At 49.5% G+C, this 20,149-nt stretch carries 16 protein-coding genes; 14 read left to right on the top strand and 2 right to left on the bottom strand.

What is annotated here, in order from left to right; genetic code table 11:
* Positions 1 to 8: 8 nt before the first annotated feature.
* A complete protein-coding gene (locus tag BMY63_RS00295; protein WP_091913971.1) occupies positions 9 to 1,649 on the bottom strand; it encodes a tetratricopeptide repeat protein in 1,641 nt (546 codons plus the stop codon).
* 267 nt (positions 1,650 to 1,916) lie between these two features.
* On the opposite strand from BMY63_RS00295, the gene BMY63_RS00290 reads away from it, so the two are divergent.
* The 4 genes from BMY63_RS00290 (at position 1,917) to BMY63_RS00275 (ending at position 6,532) form a co-directional block, all read left to right on the top strand.
* Positions 1,917 to 3,008 carry a hypothetical protein gene (locus BMY63_RS00290; protein ID WP_091913969.1) on the top strand — a complete coding sequence of 364 codons (1,092 nt, stop codon included), beginning with the start codon at positions 1,917 to 1,919 and terminating at the stop codon, positions 3,006 to 3,008.
* A gap of 162 nt (positions 3,009 to 3,170) precedes the next feature.
* A complete protein-coding gene (locus BMY63_RS00285; protein WP_218141878.1) occupies positions 3,171 to 3,965 on the top strand; it encodes a TlpA family protein disulfide reductase in 795 nt (264 codons plus the stop codon).
* A 6-nt stretch (positions 3,966 to 3,971) separates the two neighbouring features.
* Positions 3,972 to 5,051: a TlpA family protein disulfide reductase gene (locus tag BMY63_RS00280; RefSeq protein ID WP_091913965.1), complete on the top strand. Its 1,080-nt coding sequence runs from the start codon at positions 3,972 to 3,974 to the stop codon at positions 5,049 to 5,051.
* The gene (locus BMY63_RS00275; RefSeq protein ID WP_091913963.1) at positions 5,048 to 6,532 is read left to right on the top strand and encodes a thioredoxin-like domain-containing protein; all 1,485 of its coding nucleotides are present in this window, start codon (positions 5,048 to 5,050) and stop codon (positions 6,530 to 6,532) included. Before BMY63_RS00280 ends, BMY63_RS00275 begins: the two co-directional genes overlap by 4 nt.
* Before the next feature lie 88 nt (positions 6,533 to 6,620).
* On the opposite strand, the gene BMY63_RS00270 is transcribed toward BMY63_RS00275, so the two are convergent.
* Complete coding sequence (locus BMY63_RS00270) at positions 6,621 to 7,688, bottom strand: glycoside hydrolase family 43 protein (protein ID WP_091913961.1); 1,068 nt, start codon at positions 7,686 to 7,688, stop codon at positions 6,621 to 6,623.
* Between the two features lie 120 nt (positions 7,689 to 7,808).
* On the opposite strand from BMY63_RS00270, the gene BMY63_RS00265 reads away from it, so the two are divergent.
* From BMY63_RS00265 to serS, 10 genes are all read left to right on the top strand, one after another.
* Positions 7,809 to 9,035, top strand: a complete 1,227-nt coding sequence (locus BMY63_RS00265; RefSeq protein ID WP_091913959.1) for an HD domain-containing protein — start codon at positions 7,809 to 7,811, stop codon at positions 9,033 to 9,035.
* A gap of 45 nt (positions 9,036 to 9,080) precedes the next feature.
* Complete coding sequence (lpxD, locus tag BMY63_RS00260) at positions 9,081 to 10,130, top strand: UDP-3-O-(3-hydroxymyristoyl)glucosamine N-acyltransferase (RefSeq protein WP_091913957.1); 1,050 nt, start codon at positions 9,081 to 9,083, stop codon at positions 10,128 to 10,130.
* 19 nt (positions 10,131 to 10,149) lie between these two features.
* Entirely contained in the window at positions 10,150 to 11,532 is a 1,383-nt protein-coding gene (locus BMY63_RS00255; protein ID WP_091899197.1) for a bifunctional UDP-3-O-[3-hydroxymyristoyl] N-acetylglucosamine deacetylase/3-hydroxyacyl-ACP dehydratase, read from the top strand.
* 23 nt (positions 11,533 to 11,555) lie between these two features.
* Positions 11,556 to 12,329: an acyl-ACP--UDP-N-acetylglucosamine O-acyltransferase gene (lpxA, locus tag BMY63_RS00250; protein ID WP_091899196.1), complete on the top strand. Its 774-nt coding sequence runs from the start codon at positions 11,556 to 11,558 to the stop codon at positions 12,327 to 12,329.
* Positions 12,316 to 13,236: a tRNA (adenosine(37)-N6)-dimethylallyltransferase MiaA gene (miaA, locus tag BMY63_RS00245; RefSeq protein ID WP_091899195.1), complete on the top strand. Its 921-nt coding sequence runs from the start codon at positions 12,316 to 12,318 to the stop codon at positions 13,234 to 13,236. Before lpxA ends, miaA begins: the two co-directional genes overlap by 14 nt.
* 16 nt (positions 13,237 to 13,252) lie before the next feature.
* On the top strand, positions 13,253 to 15,736 hold the full coding sequence (locus tag BMY63_RS00240; protein WP_091913955.1) for a transglycosylase domain-containing protein: 2,484 nt from the start codon (positions 13,253 to 13,255) through the stop codon (positions 15,734 to 15,736).
* 4 nt (positions 15,737 to 15,740) lie between these two features.
* On the top strand, positions 15,741 to 17,471 hold the full coding sequence (locus tag BMY63_RS00235; RefSeq protein WP_177178344.1) for an ATP-dependent DNA helicase: 1,731 nt from the start codon (positions 15,741 to 15,743) through the stop codon (positions 17,469 to 17,471).
* Positions 17,472 to 17,938: 467 nt separating this feature from the next.
* Positions 17,939 to 18,256 (top strand): 50S ribosomal protein L21, encoded by a 318-nt coding sequence (gene rplU, locus BMY63_RS00230; protein WP_091841744.1) that lies wholly within the window; start codon positions 17,939 to 17,941, stop codon positions 18,254 to 18,256.
* 19 nt (positions 18,257 to 18,275) lie between these two features.
* Positions 18,276 to 18,539, top strand: a complete 264-nt coding sequence (gene rpmA, locus BMY63_RS00225; RefSeq protein ID WP_091899193.1) for a 50S ribosomal protein L27 — start codon at positions 18,276 to 18,278, stop codon at positions 18,537 to 18,539.
* Between the two features lie 254 nt (positions 18,540 to 18,793).
* The gene (gene serS / locus BMY63_RS00220) at positions 18,794 to 20,119 is read left to right on the top strand and encodes a serine--tRNA ligase (protein WP_091899192.1); all 1,326 of its coding nucleotides are present in this window, start codon (positions 18,794 to 18,796) and stop codon (positions 20,117 to 20,119) included.
* Positions 20,120 to 20,149: the final 30 nt, after the last annotated feature.

The following is a 20,149-nucleotide window of genomic DNA, read 5'->3' as shown; positions in this document are numbered from 1 at the left end:
AACCCTTTCTATTTCCCTCTTCCTTTGATTCGCGAGCGCATGCTTCTGACCGACGTGCGCTTCACGTTGAGAGCGGCGGCGATGGCTTCGTCGTCGTAATGCAGATCATCCTGCATAATGAGGAAGATATACTGTGCCGTGGAGAGACCGCTGTACTTGCGTCTCCACTCCTGCCAGCGCTTCGGACGCAGTTGGGCGAAATAGTCCACCAAGCACTGCTGTTCTTTTGCCGTGGCCTCGGCGATGCTCTGACGTTGCTGCAACTGGTTGAACATCTGTGTACCCACCAACAGTGTGTTCGAGATGCGTTCCATACGACTCTCCAACTCTTCCTTCAACCGTGCCATCTCTTGTCCGTTCTGTTCGCCGCTCCTCTCCTGTTGTTCAATCTTCGTGCGCAGTTCACTGATGCGTTGCGTGTCCACATCCAACTGGCAACTCAGGCGGTGCACCCGCCTGCGATGCCACCATGTACCGAGAGCGATGGCCAGCGCCACCACGACGATCAAGATGATCGTCAGTGCCTGCATCCTCGTCGTCCGGCGATAGTATTCCTTCGTTTGTCGCACCTCGTCGAACCGTTGCTGCCACTCAACCATCTGCATGGTCTGATTCACGTATTTCATGGAGTCGTTGTACGCTTTTACTTGTTGCCGTGCCTCTGAAGCCCTTTCTTGATGGCCCGTCAACTCATATAGCTCGGAAAGAAGATCCAGGCATTCCATACGCGTCTTCTGGTCGCTCCCTTCCATTCCCATCTCCACCTCAGCCAGTCGGATAGCCATCTCATATTTCCCTTGGATCTTACGAATACGAGCCAGAGTCAGGAAGCCAATATTCTCGTAGGATTCTGTCTCCTCCCATTTCTTCACATAGGCAACGGCCTTCCCCATATCCCCTCTCTCCTGATAGATGGCTGCAGCCCTTGCATAAACGTCGGACAACAGATATGAATAACCAACATCCTGACTGGATTCTGATACCATACTAACCATCAACTTTGTCTCACGGGCAAATGAAAGCAGTTGGGGATTGATTGCCTTCTCTATATAAATACATGCGCTGTCCTTCTGTCCGATGTCTGCATGAGCCGTGGCACAATCCATAAGACTCTTGATAATCTTCATGCTGTCATTGAGTTCGATACTGCTGTCCAGTCTCTTATGTGCATACCTCAGGATCTGCGGATGGTTATTGAAAATCTCATTGACAAAATACAGCATGCCATAGACCCGACTCTTCAGCTCCTTGTCGTCGGCATGCTCCGAAATGAACTCCGCCATTTTGAAGTCCTTAATGGCATCGGTATTCATGCCATACCTGGCCATTCTGATGGCGCCACGGTAATAATAGGCGCGACCACGGTGCCAATCGTCACCATGTTGGTTGTAATAGGCGATGCTGGCGGATATGAGTGAGTCGTTTTCCACCTTCTCAGACAACTTATAGGCCACCATCGTTCTCAGTAGTCCGTATTCTGCCTGTTCCTTCTCTGTCATGGCATCCGTCCCTACCCTTGCCAGAATAGTCTTTGCATCTTGCGGTTTGGTTTCTATCTTTTCCCAGACCTGCCTCAACAGCGGGTGACGCCAACCGTTGCATCCAACCGTGATAGCCACGACGGCGAGTATCATGAATAGTCTCTTCATATAGATTGTTATTTGTCTGCAAAAATACGGCTATTTCGTCACATGAGCAAGTCTTTTTCATGGTTTTCGCATTCTTTGCCCGTCCCTCTCAGTCACTTTATTCACCGTCACGATCTACGCATCCTGCTTATTGTCAGACAATTATGACCAAACAACATGCAACACCACCTATATCGATTTTCCGTTCAAATGCTTGCATGGTTCACATCTTCATCCTAACTTTGCTATCGGATTATTCAAAAACCAATCATTACAAAACGTAGAACTATGAACAAGAAAATCTTATTATTTCTTATTAGTATGGCATCATTCGTGTCGTGTTCAGACAAAAGTGGTGCAGAATTTGAGGTATCTCTTGAGGGACAGCTTGTAAAAATGGACATAAATAAGGGATTATGGCCCAAATGGATGTTGGGGGACAACATCTATGCCCGGGATCAAGACTGGAGTATTTATTCCGGTAAAATGACAAGGACAGAATGGCAGAAAGCAGAAAAGATATTAGTAAAGGGGCATGGGCAAAACGAGTTCGGCTGTATGGATCTATCGCAAGACAATCATGGAGCAATATATGTTATTGATCACCCTGAGATTGATGAAACTGTTTTTGAATCGACTTTAGCCACATTGACGAAGATACCTCACACAGACAACCATTCTACTTTTAAAGATCCGACAAAATGGGAAAGATACGACCTCAGGCAAATGCCTCGTTTTTACCAAGGTGGTACTACATTTGTAGTATTATCCGATTCTACTCTTCTCTTGATAGGAGCACCTGAAGACGATTTACGCCACGTGCTCGCAACCGTAAACTTTAAGAACCAGACGGTCACTCCGCTTGACTATTGGCCCAATGATAGTACGCCAGAGGTCTTGACTGAGGAAAAGTGGGCAGTGTACACCGAAGGTGGTGTTGCAGATAATGGAAAAGGCAGATTTCTGTATTGGGGTGATTCGGGAAAGCTTGCTTTTATCTTTACTATTGATGGAAATAAAACAAATATCCTAAACTATATATATTCTGACCATCTCCCAATCCCTGTGATTGATAAAACGCTGTCAACCGAGCGCATACATTGCTGCGCAGATAATGACAGGATTTACTTGCTTTATAAGCATTCCAACAGCAAGGGCGAGATCATGGAGGAATTTGATAGGAAGGCCCCCTTTCCGTGGGGTAATACAGTAGAGGTGTATGACTGGGATGGCGTCAAGCAACACATCATTCATCTTGATAAGTTTGGACAAGAGATTATGTTATCCAAGGATGGTAAAACCCTTTACCTATATTCAGATTTTATCGATGATGAGACTGATCCATATATTTACTCATACGATTTAAGTTCTCTATACTAAACTCTAATAAACAAGGTTATGAACAAGAAAGATATTATGGTTGCGATTTATTCAATCGCTGGTGCATTACTCTTTTGTGCTTGCACGCAAACATCCAAAAACACGACAGATTCCCCAATAGAATCAGAACAGGAAGCAGTCGATACTTTGCATATTCTGGAGGTGGGAGAGAAAGCCGTTGATGCCGAACTTTTCGACATGCAAGGCAACAAACATCGCCTATTTGAAGCCTTCGCCGATGGTCGTTATGTGCTGCTCAACTTCTGGACTCTCCATTGTGGCGTGTGCCGGAAGGCTGAGCCGGAACTGCAGGAGGTCTATGACCGGATGAAGAGCAAACTGGAAATCGTTTCCATCAACTTGGATTCGATCTCAGAATGGCAAGGACATGAATTGAGCAAGAAGATTGTCTGGAAGAACTGGAACGACGGTAAGAGATTCAAACAAGGAGGTGTCAAGAGCCATTACTACGACTTTAATGCCGCACCCTTTTACGTCTTATTGTCGCCCGATGGTCGTATCCTTTGGGAGCAGACAGGTTATGGCCCAGGAAGTTTCCTTGGAATTGCCGAGGCTCTGAATGGTCCCAAGCAAGACAATTATTCAAATCCAAATCTGGCCATCAGGAAAGTTAAGACCAGCACTAATGGTACCGCCATCAGTTTCCGCGTTTATATAAGAAAAGGCTTATGGTTCAATATTTCCCGCGATTCCTACCTCACTGCCAACGGCAAGAAATACGAACTGACAGCAACCGACGGAATCAAACTCGATGAGGATGTCACGCCCCAGGTTAAAGCATATACCGTAAGGGAAAAATTTGGCGATGACATTAACTATTGCGATTTCACGCTTACCTTTGAGCCATTCGACACCCTACCCACCTCTTTCGACTTTATGACGGACGACGGCGAGGACGAAGACGTCATAGTCATTGGAAATGTTTCCATAAAATAACCAGTCATGAAGAAGCGAACCATCATCACCTGCCTGTTCGTAATGATCGCGATGACGGGACAAGGACAAATAACATGTCACGTTGAAGGCATATTGGATACTGATGCGTGGGGAGATGACATCATCATCTGTGAGGAAGGAACTGATCTTCGAGTGATTGACGAACCACGCTTTCACATACATGCCATAGATGGACGCTTTACCTATGATATTGAAACGGATTTCCCCAGACTCTACAACGTGTTCTTCCTAAATCAATTTAAGACAGGAAAATTTTATGTAGGAAAGTTTCTTACTGAGAATTGTGATGTGAATGTAACGATGTATGAAGACCAACCAATGCGTGTTATTAGTAATGGTGAGGAAGGGCGAAAACAACAAGTGAGAGACAGCATAGAACAAATACACTGTGGAAACTCCCCGAAAGAGAGACTTCCGTTCCGTTTGAACTATGCAAAAGAGCATCCTATGCTATGTACGCTCTACGATGTGCTTGATGCTATCCATACGCTCTGTCATGCCAGCATATACACCGATTTCGACGCATCGCAGTGGGAGGCATATCTGACATTGTATCATGACAAATTGGTTGACATGTATCCAGATCATCCAATCCATGAGCAGATCGCTACGGTTGAGGCTGCCTATCGTTTGCAACCTGGCAAACCTTATATCGATTATAACGTTCGTAATAATGACGGTCTACTCGTGCCTATCTCTACAATGATAAAAGGAAAAGTTGCTCTTGTTGACCTTTGGGCTTCATGGTGCGGTCCATGCCGTCGGCATAGTATTGCTATGATTCCAATCTATGAACGATATAAAGACCAAGGCTTTACTGTAGTGGCTATTGCTCGCGAACGAAATCGAGATGCTCTGGAGAAGGCGGTAAAGAAAGACGGATATCCGTGGATATGTCTGTTAGAATTGAACGACGAAAACCAGATCTGGCGTAAAAACGGTATTGACAGAAGTGGCGGTGCTATGTTCCTAATCGATTGTGATGGTACTATCCTTTCCACCTCAACCAATGCCGAAGAACTGGAGTCACTTATCTATAAATCACTAAACAATAAACAACTATGAACAAGAAGACTATCATTACGATGATGCTTGCCCTCGTCACCATGACAGGACTGGCACAAACAAAGACTGCAACCATCACTGGTTATTCACCCGCACTGAAAGACGGCATGCTGGCTTTAGTTTATGTAGACGACAACGAGCTGCCTGCGACAATAGACACAGTGCAAAATGGGCGCTTCAGTTTGACCGTTCCTGTAGAGGAATTCACCAAGAGCTATATCTTTCTCGAAGGTGAGGGCAGTCCCAACAGTTCACGTCTTATATGGCTGAGTCCCGGTGTAACCGTGAAAATGACGGGTAATGATTATCTCATCCCCATATGGAAGGTAGAGAGTTCGATTCCCGAACAACAGACAGAGGATCGCCTGATAGAACCATGCCGTGACGTGCTGGCAGAATTATTGAAGTTGAATTCTGACCGCGCACCATGGGAAAAGCGGGGACCTGTCGAAATAAAGCGAAGAAAAATGGAGATGGATATCCTGCCATCATTGCCCGTAGATGCGGCCTCAATCAATAAACTGGAAGACATTTCCATAGATGTGAAAAGCATCAATATCACCCATAATAATAGCTTTCCATACATGGAGCAGCTAAAGGAACTGGAGAAGTCTATGGCTGCCCGTGCGCCGAAAGGGTTTGAAGAGCAACTGGCAGAGATACATGCCAATATCTATCCACCACATGTTCTACAGGTAGGCGAAGAGATCGTCGATGTCGAGCTGTTCGACATGCGAGGAGAGAAGCATCACCTTGCTGAGGTTTTTGGACAGGACAACCGATATGTTCTGCTCGACTTCTGGAATCTTGGATGTGGCCCTTGTATACAATCTGAGCCTGAGATAAGAGAGGTCTATGAGAAAATGAAAGGGAAACTGGAAATCATCAGCATCAATGATAATAATCTCTCTGCGTGGCAGAATCATGCCTTCAGTAAGCGCATCGTCTGGAAGAACTGGAACGACGGTAAGAAGGGTAAGGGCATCAACAGCCTATACTGCGACATTAACGCCTGGCCTTATTTTGTTCTTATCTCACCTGACAAACGTATCGTCTGGAAGGGCATGGGCTATATTCCCGGATCCTTCATGGGTCTGGCCGAGGGTCTCAACGGTCCCAAACAAGACAACACTTCCTACCTATCCCTCGCCATTCGGAAAGTGGATGCCAGCGCCAGCGGCACCACCGTCAGCTTCCGTTATTACAGTCCCAAGATCTATGGGTTCGGAATGTCCAAAGGTGCCTATCTGGAGGCCAACGGTAAGAAGTACAGACTGACGGCAGCCGACGGTATCAAACTCGACGATACAAACTATACGCAGGTGAAGGCCTCAGAAGCGACAGAAGGACTTCTGAAAGACCTCTTCTACACAGACTTCACACTCACCTTCGAGCCGTTCGACACCATGCCATCTACCTTCGACTTCAAGGAGGGTGACGAGAAAGGCGACTTCGTCGTCCGCCATGTCTCTTTGGAATAACAGCATCATATTGACATATTATTCTCTCTCTTATCAGAATGCCCCCGGAAGCTCTATCATACTTCCGAGGGCATTATTTCTCTAAGGACTATCTTCTTAGTTGCTCAAGCCGCTCATATTCCTCTTTCGTCAGTCGGAGGAACGAGCCGTGCTGCGGTCGACTGACGCCCTCGATATTCTGAGGGGAATGGAAATTACGCATATATTGGTCGGCCCGACAAAGACGGTAGTTCTTCGGGTTCGAGGAGTATTCGATATAACCGATCACCCACGTGGAGTCGCCCACCAGTTGGAAGGCAGAAACACCCTCGCATTTTTTGTTGCCTTCGAAGTTCACATAGTCGTCCTCGACAGGCTCACTCCACGGTCCCATCAAGGCCGGTGCAGTGGCCGTGAACAGCCCAGGCTGTCCCCCCTCCTTCTTGATCATCATGTGCCACTTCTGGTCGGCGCTCACCCAGTTGATGTCGGCATCGATGGTGGCATAGCCCCAGTCGAAGAGCAGACGGGGCTGCGTAAGTGTGGTAAACGACTCGTCGGCATATGAGTAGTACATACGGTCGTAGGCCTCCTCGCCACGGTTCCACATCGAATAGTAGACCATATAACCGCCTTTCCGTCCATCGGGCCACTGGTAGTCGGCATCCCACATGATCTGCGGCGCCCACACACGGTTGATCGTGCTCCAGTTCCGGTACACGCTCTCGGCCTCAGGATCAGAGAAGATGGCCGTTCCACTCCGGTAGTCGAAGGTGGTGGACTGCCAGTGGATGAGATCATCGCTCGTCAACAGATCGATGCCGTAGTTATCCCATGTGGCGGCCTTACCCAACAGGTCTCTGGCCCCCACATTCATATCAGTGCACACCATCAGATAACCTGAGCCGTCGTGCTTCCTACATACAAAGGCGTCGCGAGTGGCCCCCTCTATCCGGGCATGTTCAGCATCACTGAAGATGGAGTCACCATCCAACAGATCGTGATAGTGGAAACCGTCACGACTCAGGGCATAGGCCGTCCACGCCCGTCCGCGATCGTTCATGTGACAATAGAGATAACCATAGTCGCCTTTCTGCAGATTACCCTTGGCAGTTTGCGACCAGACAGCGGGACAGCACAATGCCCCCAGCAGTGTCATCAAAAGAATTCGTTTCATGTGATATTTGTCGTTAGTTTGTTTTTGACGCCAAAGTTACTACATTTATTTGGAATATAAGGATTTTTATAGTACCTTTGCGCACGAAATAACAATTATTACGATTTTATCATCCAAGAAGTGAGCGACGTCAAGATTATCAACGACCCCGTGTTCGGGTTCATCAAGATTCCCAAGGGACTGCTATACAGTATTGTAGAACACCCCCTGTTCCAACGTCTGAACCGTATCAACCAACTGGGTCTCGCCTCGGTGGTCTACCCCGGTGCCCGGCATACACGCTTCCAGCATTCGTTAGGCGCCTTCCACCTGATGAGCGAGGCTATCGTATCGCTCCAGCAGAAGGGCATCTTCATCTTTGAGTCGGAGGCGGAGGCCGTACAGGCCGCCATCCTGATGCACGACATCGGACACGGACCGTTCTCGCATGTGTTGGAGAACACGCTCTTCCGTGGTATCACCCACGAGGATATCTCACTGATGATGATGGAGGAAATCAACCGCGACTTCAACGGACAATTGAACCTGGCCATTGCCATCTTCAAGGGCGAGTACCCGAAGGACTTCCTCCACCAACTCATATCGAGCCAGTTGGATATGGACCGTCTCGACTATCTGCGGCGCGACTCCTTCTATACGGGTGTGACAGAAGGAAATATCGGTTCGGCTCGTATCATCAAGATGCTCAACGTCGTAGACGATGCCCTGGTGGTGGAACAGAAGGGAATCTACTCGTTGGAGAACTACCTGACCACCCGACGACTGATGTATTGGCAGGTGTACCTGCATCGTACCTGTGTGGCTTATGAGAAGGTACTCATCAAACTGCTGACACGTGCCAAGGACCTGATCGCTGCAGGGCATAAGCTCTTCGCCACGCCCTCGCTCCTGTACTTCTTGGAGAACGATGTGGACAAAGAACGGTTCTGTGGCGACGAAGAGGCGCTGAAGCATTACGAAAACCTCGACGACAGCGATATCTGGAGTGCCATGAAGGTGTGGCGACAGTCGGACGATAAGATCCTCGCCACGCTGGCCGCCGACATGCTCGACCGACATATCTTCAAGGTGGAGGTCTCAGAGAACCCCGTCAGTGAGGAGCGGATCCATGAGTTAGCCACCACCATCGCCCGTGAGATGGGTATCTCCGAGGCCGATGCACAGCGCTACATGATCAGCGTGAATCCCATCCAGAAAGACATGTATAATGTTGATGACGACAGTATCTCAATACTTTACAAGAACGGGGATATCAAGGATATCTCCGAAGCATCGGAATTGCTAAATGTTCAATTACTTTCTAAAAAAATAAGAAAATATTATCTTTGTTATCAGCGAATTGAATAATTTTTGCTATCTTTGCACAATTAATTAAGAACATACTTAAAAATTATGGAGTTTACAGCCAAGCAAATTGCCGAATTCATACAAGGCAGAGTGGAAGGCGACGAGAATGCCGCCGTGCACACCTTTGCCAAGATTGAGGAGGGAGTGCCGGGAGCCATTTCCTTCTTATCGAATCCCAAATATACCCACTACATCTACGAGACCCTATCAAGCATCGTCCTTGTCAATGAGGATGTTGAGTTGGAGAAACCCGTCAGCGCTACGCTCATCCGTGTGAAGAACGCCTATGAGAGCGTGGCCAAGTTGCTACAGCTCTATGAGTCGATGAAGCCTAAGAAGACTGGCATCGACCCGACAGCCAGCGTATCGTCTAAGGCCACCATCGGTAAGGATGTCTATATCGGTGCTTTCGCCGTCATCGGCGACGGAGCCACCATCGGCGACGGCACACAGATCTATCCCCATACCGTCATCGGCGACGGGGTGGCTATCGGTGCCGGTTGTCTCCTCTACCCTAACATCACCGTTTATCAGGGTTGTAAGATTGGGAACAACGTCACCATCCATGCCGGTAGTGTGATCGGAGCTGACGGCTTCGGCTTTGCACCGAATACAGAGGGCTACGAGAAGATTCCACAGATTGGTATCGTGGTGATCGAGGACAATGTGGAGATTGGCGCCAACACCTGTATAGACCGTTCGACGATGGGACAGACCATCATCCGTAAGGGTGTGAAGTTGGATAATCTGATTCAGGTGGCCCACAACTGTGAGGTCGGCGAGAACACGGTGATGTCGGCTCAGGTGGGTATGGCTGGTTCCACGAAGATCGGTGCCTGGTGCATGGTTGGCGGACAGGCCGGTTTCTCCGGTCATATCCAGATTGCCGATAAGACTTTCGTTGGTGCCCAGAGCGGTGTCATCAAGAACACCAAGGGTAACGGTGAGGCCCTGATCGGTTCGCCGGCCGTTGACCCGAAGCTCTTCTTCAAGGCGAGAGCCATCGACGCGAAACTGCCCGATATGTACAAGCAGATTGCTGCCCTACAGAAGGAGATCGACGCTATCAAGGAAAAGATGGGCGCAGAATTATGAAGACTGAAAATTTGAAGATATGAAGCAGAAAACACTGAAAGGCAGCTTTTCACTGTTCGGAAAAGGACTGCACACGGGGTTGAACCTGACAGTAACATTCAATCCGGCACCCGAGAACACAGGATACAAGATACAGCGTATCGACCTGGAAGGTGAGCCGGTGATTGATGCCATCGCAGAGAATGTGGTGGACACACAACGTGGTACGGTGCTCGGCAAAGGCGAGGCCCGTGTGTCAACGGTAGAGCACGGTCTCTCGGCACTCTATGCCCTCGGCATCGACAACTGCATGATCCAAGTGAACGGACCGGAGTTCCCGATCCTCGACGGTTCTGCCATCCAGTATGTGGATAAGATTCGGGAGGTGGGCATTGAGGAACAGAACGCACCGAAGGACTACTATATCATCCGAAAGAAGATTGAGGTGAAGGACGACAAGACCGGTTCGTGCATCACCATTCTCCCAGATGACGCGTTCACCATCACAGCGATGTGCTCCTTCGAGTCGAAGTTCATCAACAGTCAGTTTGCGACTCTCGACAACCCTTACGACTACGACAAGGAGATTGCCAGTGCCCGCACATTCGTCTTTGTACGTGACATCGAGCCACTGCTTCAGGCCAACCTCATCAAGGGTGGCGACTTGGACAATGCCATCGTCATCTATGAGCGCCAGACCACACAGGAGCGCCTCGATATGCTGGCAGACATGTTGCATGTGGAGCATCGCGACGCCACCGACCTGGGATATATCCAGCACAAGCCCCTGCAGTGGGAGAACGAGTGCACCCGTCATAAACTGCTCGACATCATCGGTGATATGGCCCTGATCGGTAAGCCTATCAAGGGACGTATCGTGGCCACCCGTCCTGGTCACACCATCAACAATAAGTTCGCTCGTCTGATGCGCAAGGAGATTCGTAAGCATGAGATCCAGGCGCCTATCTACGACCCGAATCAGGAGCCGGTCATGGACGTGAACCGCATCCGTGAACTCCTGCCCCACCGTTATCCCATGCAGTTGGTCGACAAGGTCGTCGAGCTCGGCGCCACCACTATCGTCGGTATCAAGAATATCACCGCCAATGAGCCGTTCTTCCAGGGACACTTCCCACAGGAGCCCGTCATGCCCGGTGTGCTCCAGATCGAAGCGATGGCACAATGCGGAGGACTGCTCGTACTGAACACGCTAGAGGAGCCGGAACGTTGGTCGACCTACTTCATGAAGATCGACGACGTGAAGTTCCGTCAGAAGGTGGTTCCCGGTGATACGCTCATCTTCAAGGTGGAGTTGCTCGCACCCGTACGTCACGGTATCTCCTCGATGAAGGGCTACGTATTCGTGGGCGACCACGTAGTAAGCGAGGCCACCTTCACCGCCCAGATCGTAAAGAATAAGTAAAGCTCAAAGTTCAAAGTAAGAATATGGCAAATCAGATACATCCTTTAGCTGTTGTTGACCCTGAGGCTAAGCTCGGTGATAACAATATCATCGGTCCTTTCTGCGTGATCGACAAGAACGTAGTGATAGGCGACAACAACAAGCTATACAATGGTGTGACGCTCCACTTCGGAGCACGCATCGGCAACGGCAACGAGATCTTCCCCGGTGCCAGCATCTCCACCAAGCCCCAGGATCTGAAGTTCCAGGGCGAGGAGACTACCTGTGAGATTGGTGACAACAACTCCATCCGTGAGAATGTGACCATTAGCCGAGGTACAGCCTCAAAGGGTAAGACCGTGGTGGGTAATGGTAACCTGCTGATGGAGAACATGCACATTGGTCACGACTGTGTGATCGGCAACGGTTGTATCATCGGTAACTCGACGAAGTTTGCCGGTGAGGTAATCGTCGACGACTTCGCCATCATCTCGGCCTGCTGTCTGTTCCACCAGTTCCTGCACGTGGGCGGCTACATCATGTTCCAGGGCGGCTCACGCACCTCACAGGATATTCCTCCCTATGTCATCGCAGGTAAGGAGCCTATCCGCTATGCCGGTGTGAACCTGGTCGGTCTGCGCCGCAGAGGATTTTCGAACGAGACCATCGAGGCCATCCATGACACCTACCGCATCATCTATGGCCATGGCATCATGAAGGAAGGTGTGGCAGAGGCCCGCGCCAAATACCCCGACGTGAAGGAAGTAGATTATATCTGCTCGTTTATCGAAAGTTCCAAGAGAGGTGTCATCCGCTAAGACGCTGATTGTCATCACAGGGCCGACGGCTGTAGGCAAGACTACCTTGTGTCTCGACATCGCCCAGTACTTTGGCATTCCCATCATCAATGCTGACTCAAGGCAGATATACAAGGAACTGAAGATCGGCACGGCGAGTCCTACCGACGAACAACAGCAATTTGTACCCCACTACTTTGTGGGTTCGCTCTCGCTGAACGACTATTATAGTGCTTCGCTCTTTGAACAACAGGTGTTGGAGATTCTCGACGACGAATTCCGTACGCATGGCCTTGCTCTGATGACGGGAGGCAGCATGATGTATATCGATGCCGTGTGCGACGGTATTGACGATATCCCCACAGTGGACGATGAGACACGGGAGACGCTGAAGAAGCGTCTGGCTGATGAAGGACTCGAGCCCTTGTTGGAGGAACTGAAGGCACTGGACCCGGAATACTACGCCATCGTGGACCGTCAGAACCCACGACGGGTGGTGCACGGACTGGAGATCTGTCTGATGACAGGTAAGACCTATACCTCGTTTAGAAAACGAGAGGCTGGAGAAAGGAGAAAGGAGCGTCCATTCCGCATCGTGAAGATCGGTCTGAACCGACCGCGCGAAGAGCTCTACGCCCGTATCAACCAACGTGTGGATCAGATGATGCAGGACGGTCTGCTGGAGGAGGCCAAGCGTCTCTACCCCATGCGACAAATGAACGCACTGAACACGGTAGGCTACAAGGAGCTCTTCGACTATCTCGACGGGAGATGGTCATTGGAGGAAGCCGTGGAACGTATTAAGGGCAATACCCGCCGTTATGCCCGAAAACAACTCACTTGGTATAAGAAGGATGAAAGTATCAGATGGTTTCATCCCGACCAGGAAAAAGAAATAATCGACTTAATATCTCAGAACTATGGTTAACGTATCAGGAAACGACATGTACGCTTGGACAAAACGTATCATACAGAAGACTATACAGAAAGTGAAAGATTTCTGGACATGGTACAAGCAACTCTATCGGGGGAAACCTTGGTATCTCAAGACCCTGACGGTCATCGTTTCGCTGATCGTGGCGTTCTTCCTCTATCTGGGTGCCGTAGACATCAACTTCCTATGGCTTTTCGGTAAGTCGCCATCCATGTCAACCATCAAGCACAAACGTCCCAGTCAGGCATCAGAAATTTACAGTGCCGATAACGTGATGATCGGTAAATTCTTCAGTGAGAACCGTACCCCTGTGAAGTTCGACGAGGTGAACCCGGTATTCTGGAAAGCCTTGGTCGACACAGAAGACGAGCGTTTCTTCCATCACCACGGCATCGACTACACCGCCTTTGCTGCTGTACTGAAAGAGTATGTCCTCCACCACGATGCCCGTGGTGCCTCGACGATCACCCAACAGTTGGCCAAGAACCTATTCCGTACGCGTTCAGAGTATTCCACCGGCCTGTTGGGCTATATCCCCGGTCTGAAGATGCTCATCATGAAGAGCAAGGAATGGATCACGGCCTATAAGCTGGAGTTCTTCTTCACGAAGGAGGAGATTCTCACGCAGTATGCCAATACCGTGGATTTCGGTTCCAATGCCTTTGGCATCAAGACAGCTTGTAAGACATACTTCGGCTGTTCGCCCAAGGAGCTGACAACCGAGAATGCTGCCATACTCGTGGGTATGCTGAAGGCTACCACCTATTATAATCCGCTGATCAATCCGGAGAACTCCTTGAAGCGTCGTAATATCGTACTGGATCTGATGAGACAGCACGGCGATCTGACGGAGGCTGAGTGCGACTCGCTGAAGCAGTTGGACATCAAACTCGACTACAGTGTGGAAACAGCCTACGACGGACAGGCCAACTATTTCCGCGAGGCTGTTGCCAACAGTCTGAAGGAGTGGTGTAAGGACAACGGCTACGACCTCTATACCGACGGCCTGAAGATCTACACGACCCTCGATACCCGCATGCAGAAATATGCCGAGGCGGCAGCCACCAAACAGATGTCGCAGGTACAGAAGACCTTCAACAGTCACTGGGGTAGCGCCAACCCCTGGCAGGATGAACGGCATGTGGAAATAGCACATTTCATTGAGGATATCGCCAAGCGCCAGCCAGTATACAAATACCTGTCGAAGAAATACGACGGCAATGAGGACTCCATCAGCCACTACCTGAACCTGCCGCACCCTGTGAAGGTGTTCGACTATGAGAAGGGACTGGTTGAGAAGCAGTTGTCGACGATGGACTCCATCCGTTATATGGTCCGCTTCATGCACTGCGGTTTCGTGGCTATGGAACCAGAGACAGGTCATGTGAAGGCCTGGGTAGGCGACATCGACTTCAACTCGTGGAAATACGACAAGGTGACAGCCATGAGACAGCCAGGCTCTACGTTCAAGCTCTTCGTCTATGCCGAGGCCATGAACCAGGGACTAACGCCTTGTGATACCCGCAAGGACGAGTATTTCTCCATGAAGGTGATGGATCACGGTCAGGAGGTGACATGGGCACCCACTAATGCTGACGGTCGTTTCTCTGGGGCTGACATCACCCTGAAACAAGCCTTCGCCATGAGTATCAACTCCGTGGCCGTCCGTCTGGGACAGGAATGTGGTATCGAGCACATCGTCAAGACTGCACACGACATGGGTATCAAGAGTGAGCTGAACGCCACTCCTTCGCTCGCCTTAGGATCGAGCGACGTCAACCTTCTGGAGCTGGTAAATGCGTACTGCACACCGATGAACGACGGAAAGGCCCACGACCCTGTCCTTGTGATACGTATCCTCGACCGCGACGGCAAGGAGATCTATACAGCGCCCACTGAACAAAAACAGGCCATCCCCTACCGGAGTGCGTATCTCGTACAACAGTTATTGGCTGGTGGTATGAGCGGCACCAGTTCGCGTCTGATGGGATTTGTGGGCCGCCATGCCAGTGACACGGACTTCGGCGGTAAGACCGGAACATCCAACAACCACTCCGACGCCTGGTTCGTCGGTGTCAGTCCAAAGTTGGTGGTCGGTGCGTGGGTAGGCGGTGAATACCGTAGTATTCATTTCCGTACAGGACAGTTAGGACAAGGAAACCGGACGGCTCTACCGATCTGCGGCTACTTCCTACAGTCGGTGCTCGATGATCCTGCCTTCAAGCGTTACCACGGTAAGTTCGCAGCACCTAAGGATGCCAGTCTGACACCCGACATGTACAGTTGCGGTGGTTACTTCAAGGCCCCGGCCGATTCCGATTCTATCGGTGTGGACACCCTGGCCCTCGACATGAGGGATGGTGAGGACATTCTGCTCGACGATTTCGGCAATCCGCTGCAGCGTCCGGTCAAGACACCAGAGCCCGACGAGGTCGACAACACACCTGCTCCTCAGCAGAACAATGAGGCCACAGAAGAAAAGAAACATATTTAGGTGTATGGAGCTTGACCTCGACAACAAGGAATGGCAAGATGCCCTACAGATTATTAACTATACCCGTCGCTCGCTCTTTCTAACCGGAAAGGCAGGGACGGGTAAATCTACGTTCCTACGTTATGTCGCGGCTAACACCAAGAAGAAACACGTGATCCTGGCGCCGACAGGTATTGCTGCCATCAATGCTGGCGGCACCACACTCCACAGTTTCTTCCGTCTTCCCTTTCATCCGCTCCTACCCAACGACTCCCGCTTCAGTTACCGCCATATCAAGGAGACCTTGAAATACACGGGGGCACAACGGAAGCTCATCCGTGAGGTGGAACTCATCATCATCGATGAGATCAGTATGGTACGCGCGGACATTATTGATTTTATAGACAAGGTACTACGCATATACACACGCAATCCCGAACCGTTCGGTGGCAAACAGCTCCTGCTCGTGGGTGACATTTACCAGTTGGAGCCAGTTGTGAAAGATGAAGACCGACAACTACTCCAGCCTTTCTATCCCAGTGCATATTTCTTTAATGCCAAGGTATGGCAGCAGATGCCTATCGTCTCGATAGAACTACGCAAAGTATACCGTCAGAGCGACGATGCATTTATTGCTATTCTCGACCGCATCCGCACGAATACCGCCACCGCCGCCGACCTTCATGCGCTTAACACAAGGGTTAGCCCTACCCCCAGTCCCTCCCCAGGGGAAGGGAGTGAGGGCGGTTTCCTTATCACCATCGCCACGCGACGTGATATCGTCGACTATACCAACGAGCAGCATCTCGCCGCCCTCGACGGTGATTCCTCCATCTTCTACGGTACCATCAAGGGTGATTTTCCTGAGACATCGCTCCCCACCCCAATGGAACTACAACTCAAGCCCGGTGCACAGGTGATCTTTATCAAGAACGATAAGGACAAGCGTTGGGTAAACGGTAGTCTTGGTATCATCGATTATATCGACGAGGAAGAAGGTATTATTGGCATCATCAATGAAGAGGGCGTGGAGCACGACGTGGAACGTGAGATATGGGAGAACATGCGTTATACCTTCAACGAGAAGGAGCAGAAGATCGAGGAGGAGCTAATGGGCACATATACCCAGTTTCCCATCCGTCTGGCATGGGCCATCACCGTCCATAAGAGTCAGGGACTGACATTCAATCAGGTATGCATCGACTTTGGAGGAGGTGGTGCCTTCGCAGGCGGTCAGACCTATGTCGCCCTCTCACGCTGTACCTCACTCGACGGCATCACCCTCAAGGCACCATTACGTCAATCAGACATCTTTGTCAGAACCGAGGTGGTGCAGTTTGCCAACCACTATAACGACCAGCGACTGATAGAACAGGCCATGCAGGAAGGGAAGGCCGATCGAGAATATCACGATGCCATCGTCGCCTTTGACCAAGGTGACTTCGGTGGCTTCTTAGACCATTTTTACAAGGCCATCCATAGTCGTTACGATATTGAAAAGCCACATATCAAACGCTTCATCCGTCGAAAACTGGAGATCATCAATCGTCAGAAGACGGAGCTCACCCAACTGAAAGATCAGATACACACGAAGAACGAACAACTGAAACGTCTGGCGGCCGAATACACCATCCTCGGACGGGAATGTGAGCATGAGCATATGACCGATGCCGCCATCCGCAACTATCAGAAGGCACTGGAACTCTATCCCGATGCAGGTGATGCCAAAAGGCGGTTGAAGAAATTGCAGAAATAGAAAGATAGAGACTTGATAACATTCATTTATTAATATTATAAAACACAAAAGTCGTTTATCCATAAAAATCAATCGTTTGCGCACACTAAATTGTTAATTTATGGATATTTATGTATGTGTGTACCCACACAATTATTTTTGTTTAAAAAAAATAAGGAAAAATTTTGGCGGTATCAAAAAAAACCTTACCTTTGCAACTGTTATCCTGAAAACAATCTTTTTACCTTAGAAAACTAATACCTATTGAAGATATGGAGCGATCACTTGCGAAAGTCGTCGCTTTATTTTTTGTCCGCCTACTAATATGTTAAACTTTCCTAAAAGGAACTACAAATCCCAATCCTCGGCTCTCTACTCTCAATTAAAAGTTGTACCTTTGCGCCCGATTTATCCCGTTGGGGCTCAGACAAGTGTGCACGGACGTGTGCCGCCTCGCGGAGAAAACCCCTAAATACAATAATAATATAATGTACGCAATTGTAGAAATTCAGGGTCAGCAGTTTAAGGCAGAGCAGGGTAAGAAGCTCTTCGTGCACCACATCAAGGATGCCGAGGCCGGTAAGACTGTTGAATTTGACAAGGTACTGCTCGTAGATGCTGACGGCGCAGTGAAGGTAGGTGCACCGACCGTAGAGGGTGCAAAAGTAGTATGTGAAGTAGTGAACCCACTGGTAAAGGGCGACAAGGTCATCGTGTTCAAGATGAAGCGCCGCAAGGACTCTCGCAAGCGCAATGGTCACCGTGAGCAGTTCACTGAGGTAGAAATCAAGTCAGTAATCGCTTAAAACGTAGGAGGAACAAGAAATGGCACATAAAAAAGGTGTAGGTAGTTCTAAGAACGGCCGTGAGTCAGCAGCTCAGCGACTTGGCATCAAGATCTTCGGTGGTCAGCAGTGTCTCGCAGGCAACATCATTGTTCGCCAGCGCGGTACCAAGCACAACCCCGGTAACAACGTAGCTATTGGTAAGGACGATACGCTTTACGCTCTCGTTGATGGAACTGTTGAGTTCCACAAGGGAAAGCGCGATAAGAGCGTTGTCTCTGTTATTCCAAACGCAGAGGCTTAAGACCAACAAATAACACTTATTCCAAACAAACAACAGAAATCCCATTTCTCATAAGAGATTTGGGATTTCTGCCTTTTTTTTATTTGTTTATTTGTTTCTTTGTTTTTTTGTACTATATTTGTATCTTTGCCGTCTGCGACGGCGAAGATACTCTCATTCGGCAAAAAAAGAAACAAGTTTCTTTGTTTTTGCGCTCATTTATTCGTATCTTTGCAGCTAAAAGAGATTATAATCATTAAAATACGTATTTTGACATGTTAACACTCAAACTCATCAATGAGGAAACCGAGCGCGTGATCCGCGGCTTGGAAAAGAAACACTTTACTGGAGCTAAGGAGGCCATAGACCAAGTGCTCGCCATCGACAAGAAGCGTCGCGAAGCACAACAGGAGCTCGACAAATGCCTAAACGAGCAGAAGCAGTTGTCCGGCCAGATTGGTCGGCTCATGAAAGAGGGCAAGAAAGACGAGGCAGAGCAGGTGAAGGCTCAGGTGTCTCAGCTGAAAGAGAAATCGAAAGATCTGGACGAGGCTATGGCCAAAGCTCAGGAAGAGATGACCGCCATGCTGTGTCAGATTCCGAATATCCCCTACGACGAGGTTCCTGAGGGAAAAGCCGCTGAGGACAACCGTGTCGTGAAGAGCAACCTGAAAGAGTGCACCGACAATGATACGGTAGGCAACTGGGATGTGAACCCCTCACTGGGTATCGCCAATCCCCTGCCCCATTGGGAGCTCGCTAAGAAATATAATCTAATCGACTTCGATCTTGGTGTAAAGATCACGGGTGCCGGATTCCCGGTATATATCGGTAAGGGTGCCCAACTGCAGAGAGCCCTCATCAATTTCTTCCTTGACGAAGCCCGCAAGGCTGGTTACACAGAGATCATGCCTCCGACGGTGGTCAACCAGGCATCTGGTTATGGTACTGGTCAACTGCCTGACAAAGAAGGGCAGATGTATCATTGTGAGATTGACGATTTCTATCTGATTCCGACAGCAGAGGTTCCCGTCACGAACATCTACCGTGACGTCATCCTTGACGAGGCTCAGTTGCCTATAAAGAACTGCGCATACACACAGTGCTTCCGTCGTGAGGCCGGCAGCTACGGTAAGGACGTACGCGGTCTGAACCGTCTGCATGAGTTCTCAAAGATTGAGATCGTACGCATCGACAAGCCCTCCCACTCTAAGGAGAGCCACAAGGAGATGCTAGCACATGTCGAGGGACTGCTGAAGAAGCTGGAGCTCCCTTACAGGATCCTGCTGCTTTGCGGTGGCGATCAGAGCTTTACTAGCGCCATCTGCTATGACTTTGAGGTTTACTCCGAGGCCCAGGGCCGTTGGCTTGAGGTCTCGTCTGTCTCGAACTTCGACACCTATCAGGCTAACCGTCTGAAGTGCCGCTACCGTAATGCTGAGACTAAGAAACCCGAGCTTTGTCATACGCTCAACGGTTCTGCTCTCGCTCTGCCACGTATCGTGGCCGCTATTCTGGAGAACAACCAGACAGAGGAAGGCATTCGCATCCCGAAGGCCCTCATACCTTATTGCGGTTTTGATATCATCAACGACAAATAATTCTAACCACATACCATTACTAAACAAAGA

This window comes from Prevotella aff. ruminicola Tc2-24, from assembly GCF_900110895.1.
Lineage (GTDB): Bacteria > Bacteroidota > Bacteroidia > Bacteroidales > Bacteroidaceae > Prevotella.
The sequence above is the reverse complement of the archived record's forward strand: the minus strand, read 5'-3'. Positions and strand labels throughout refer to the sequence as shown.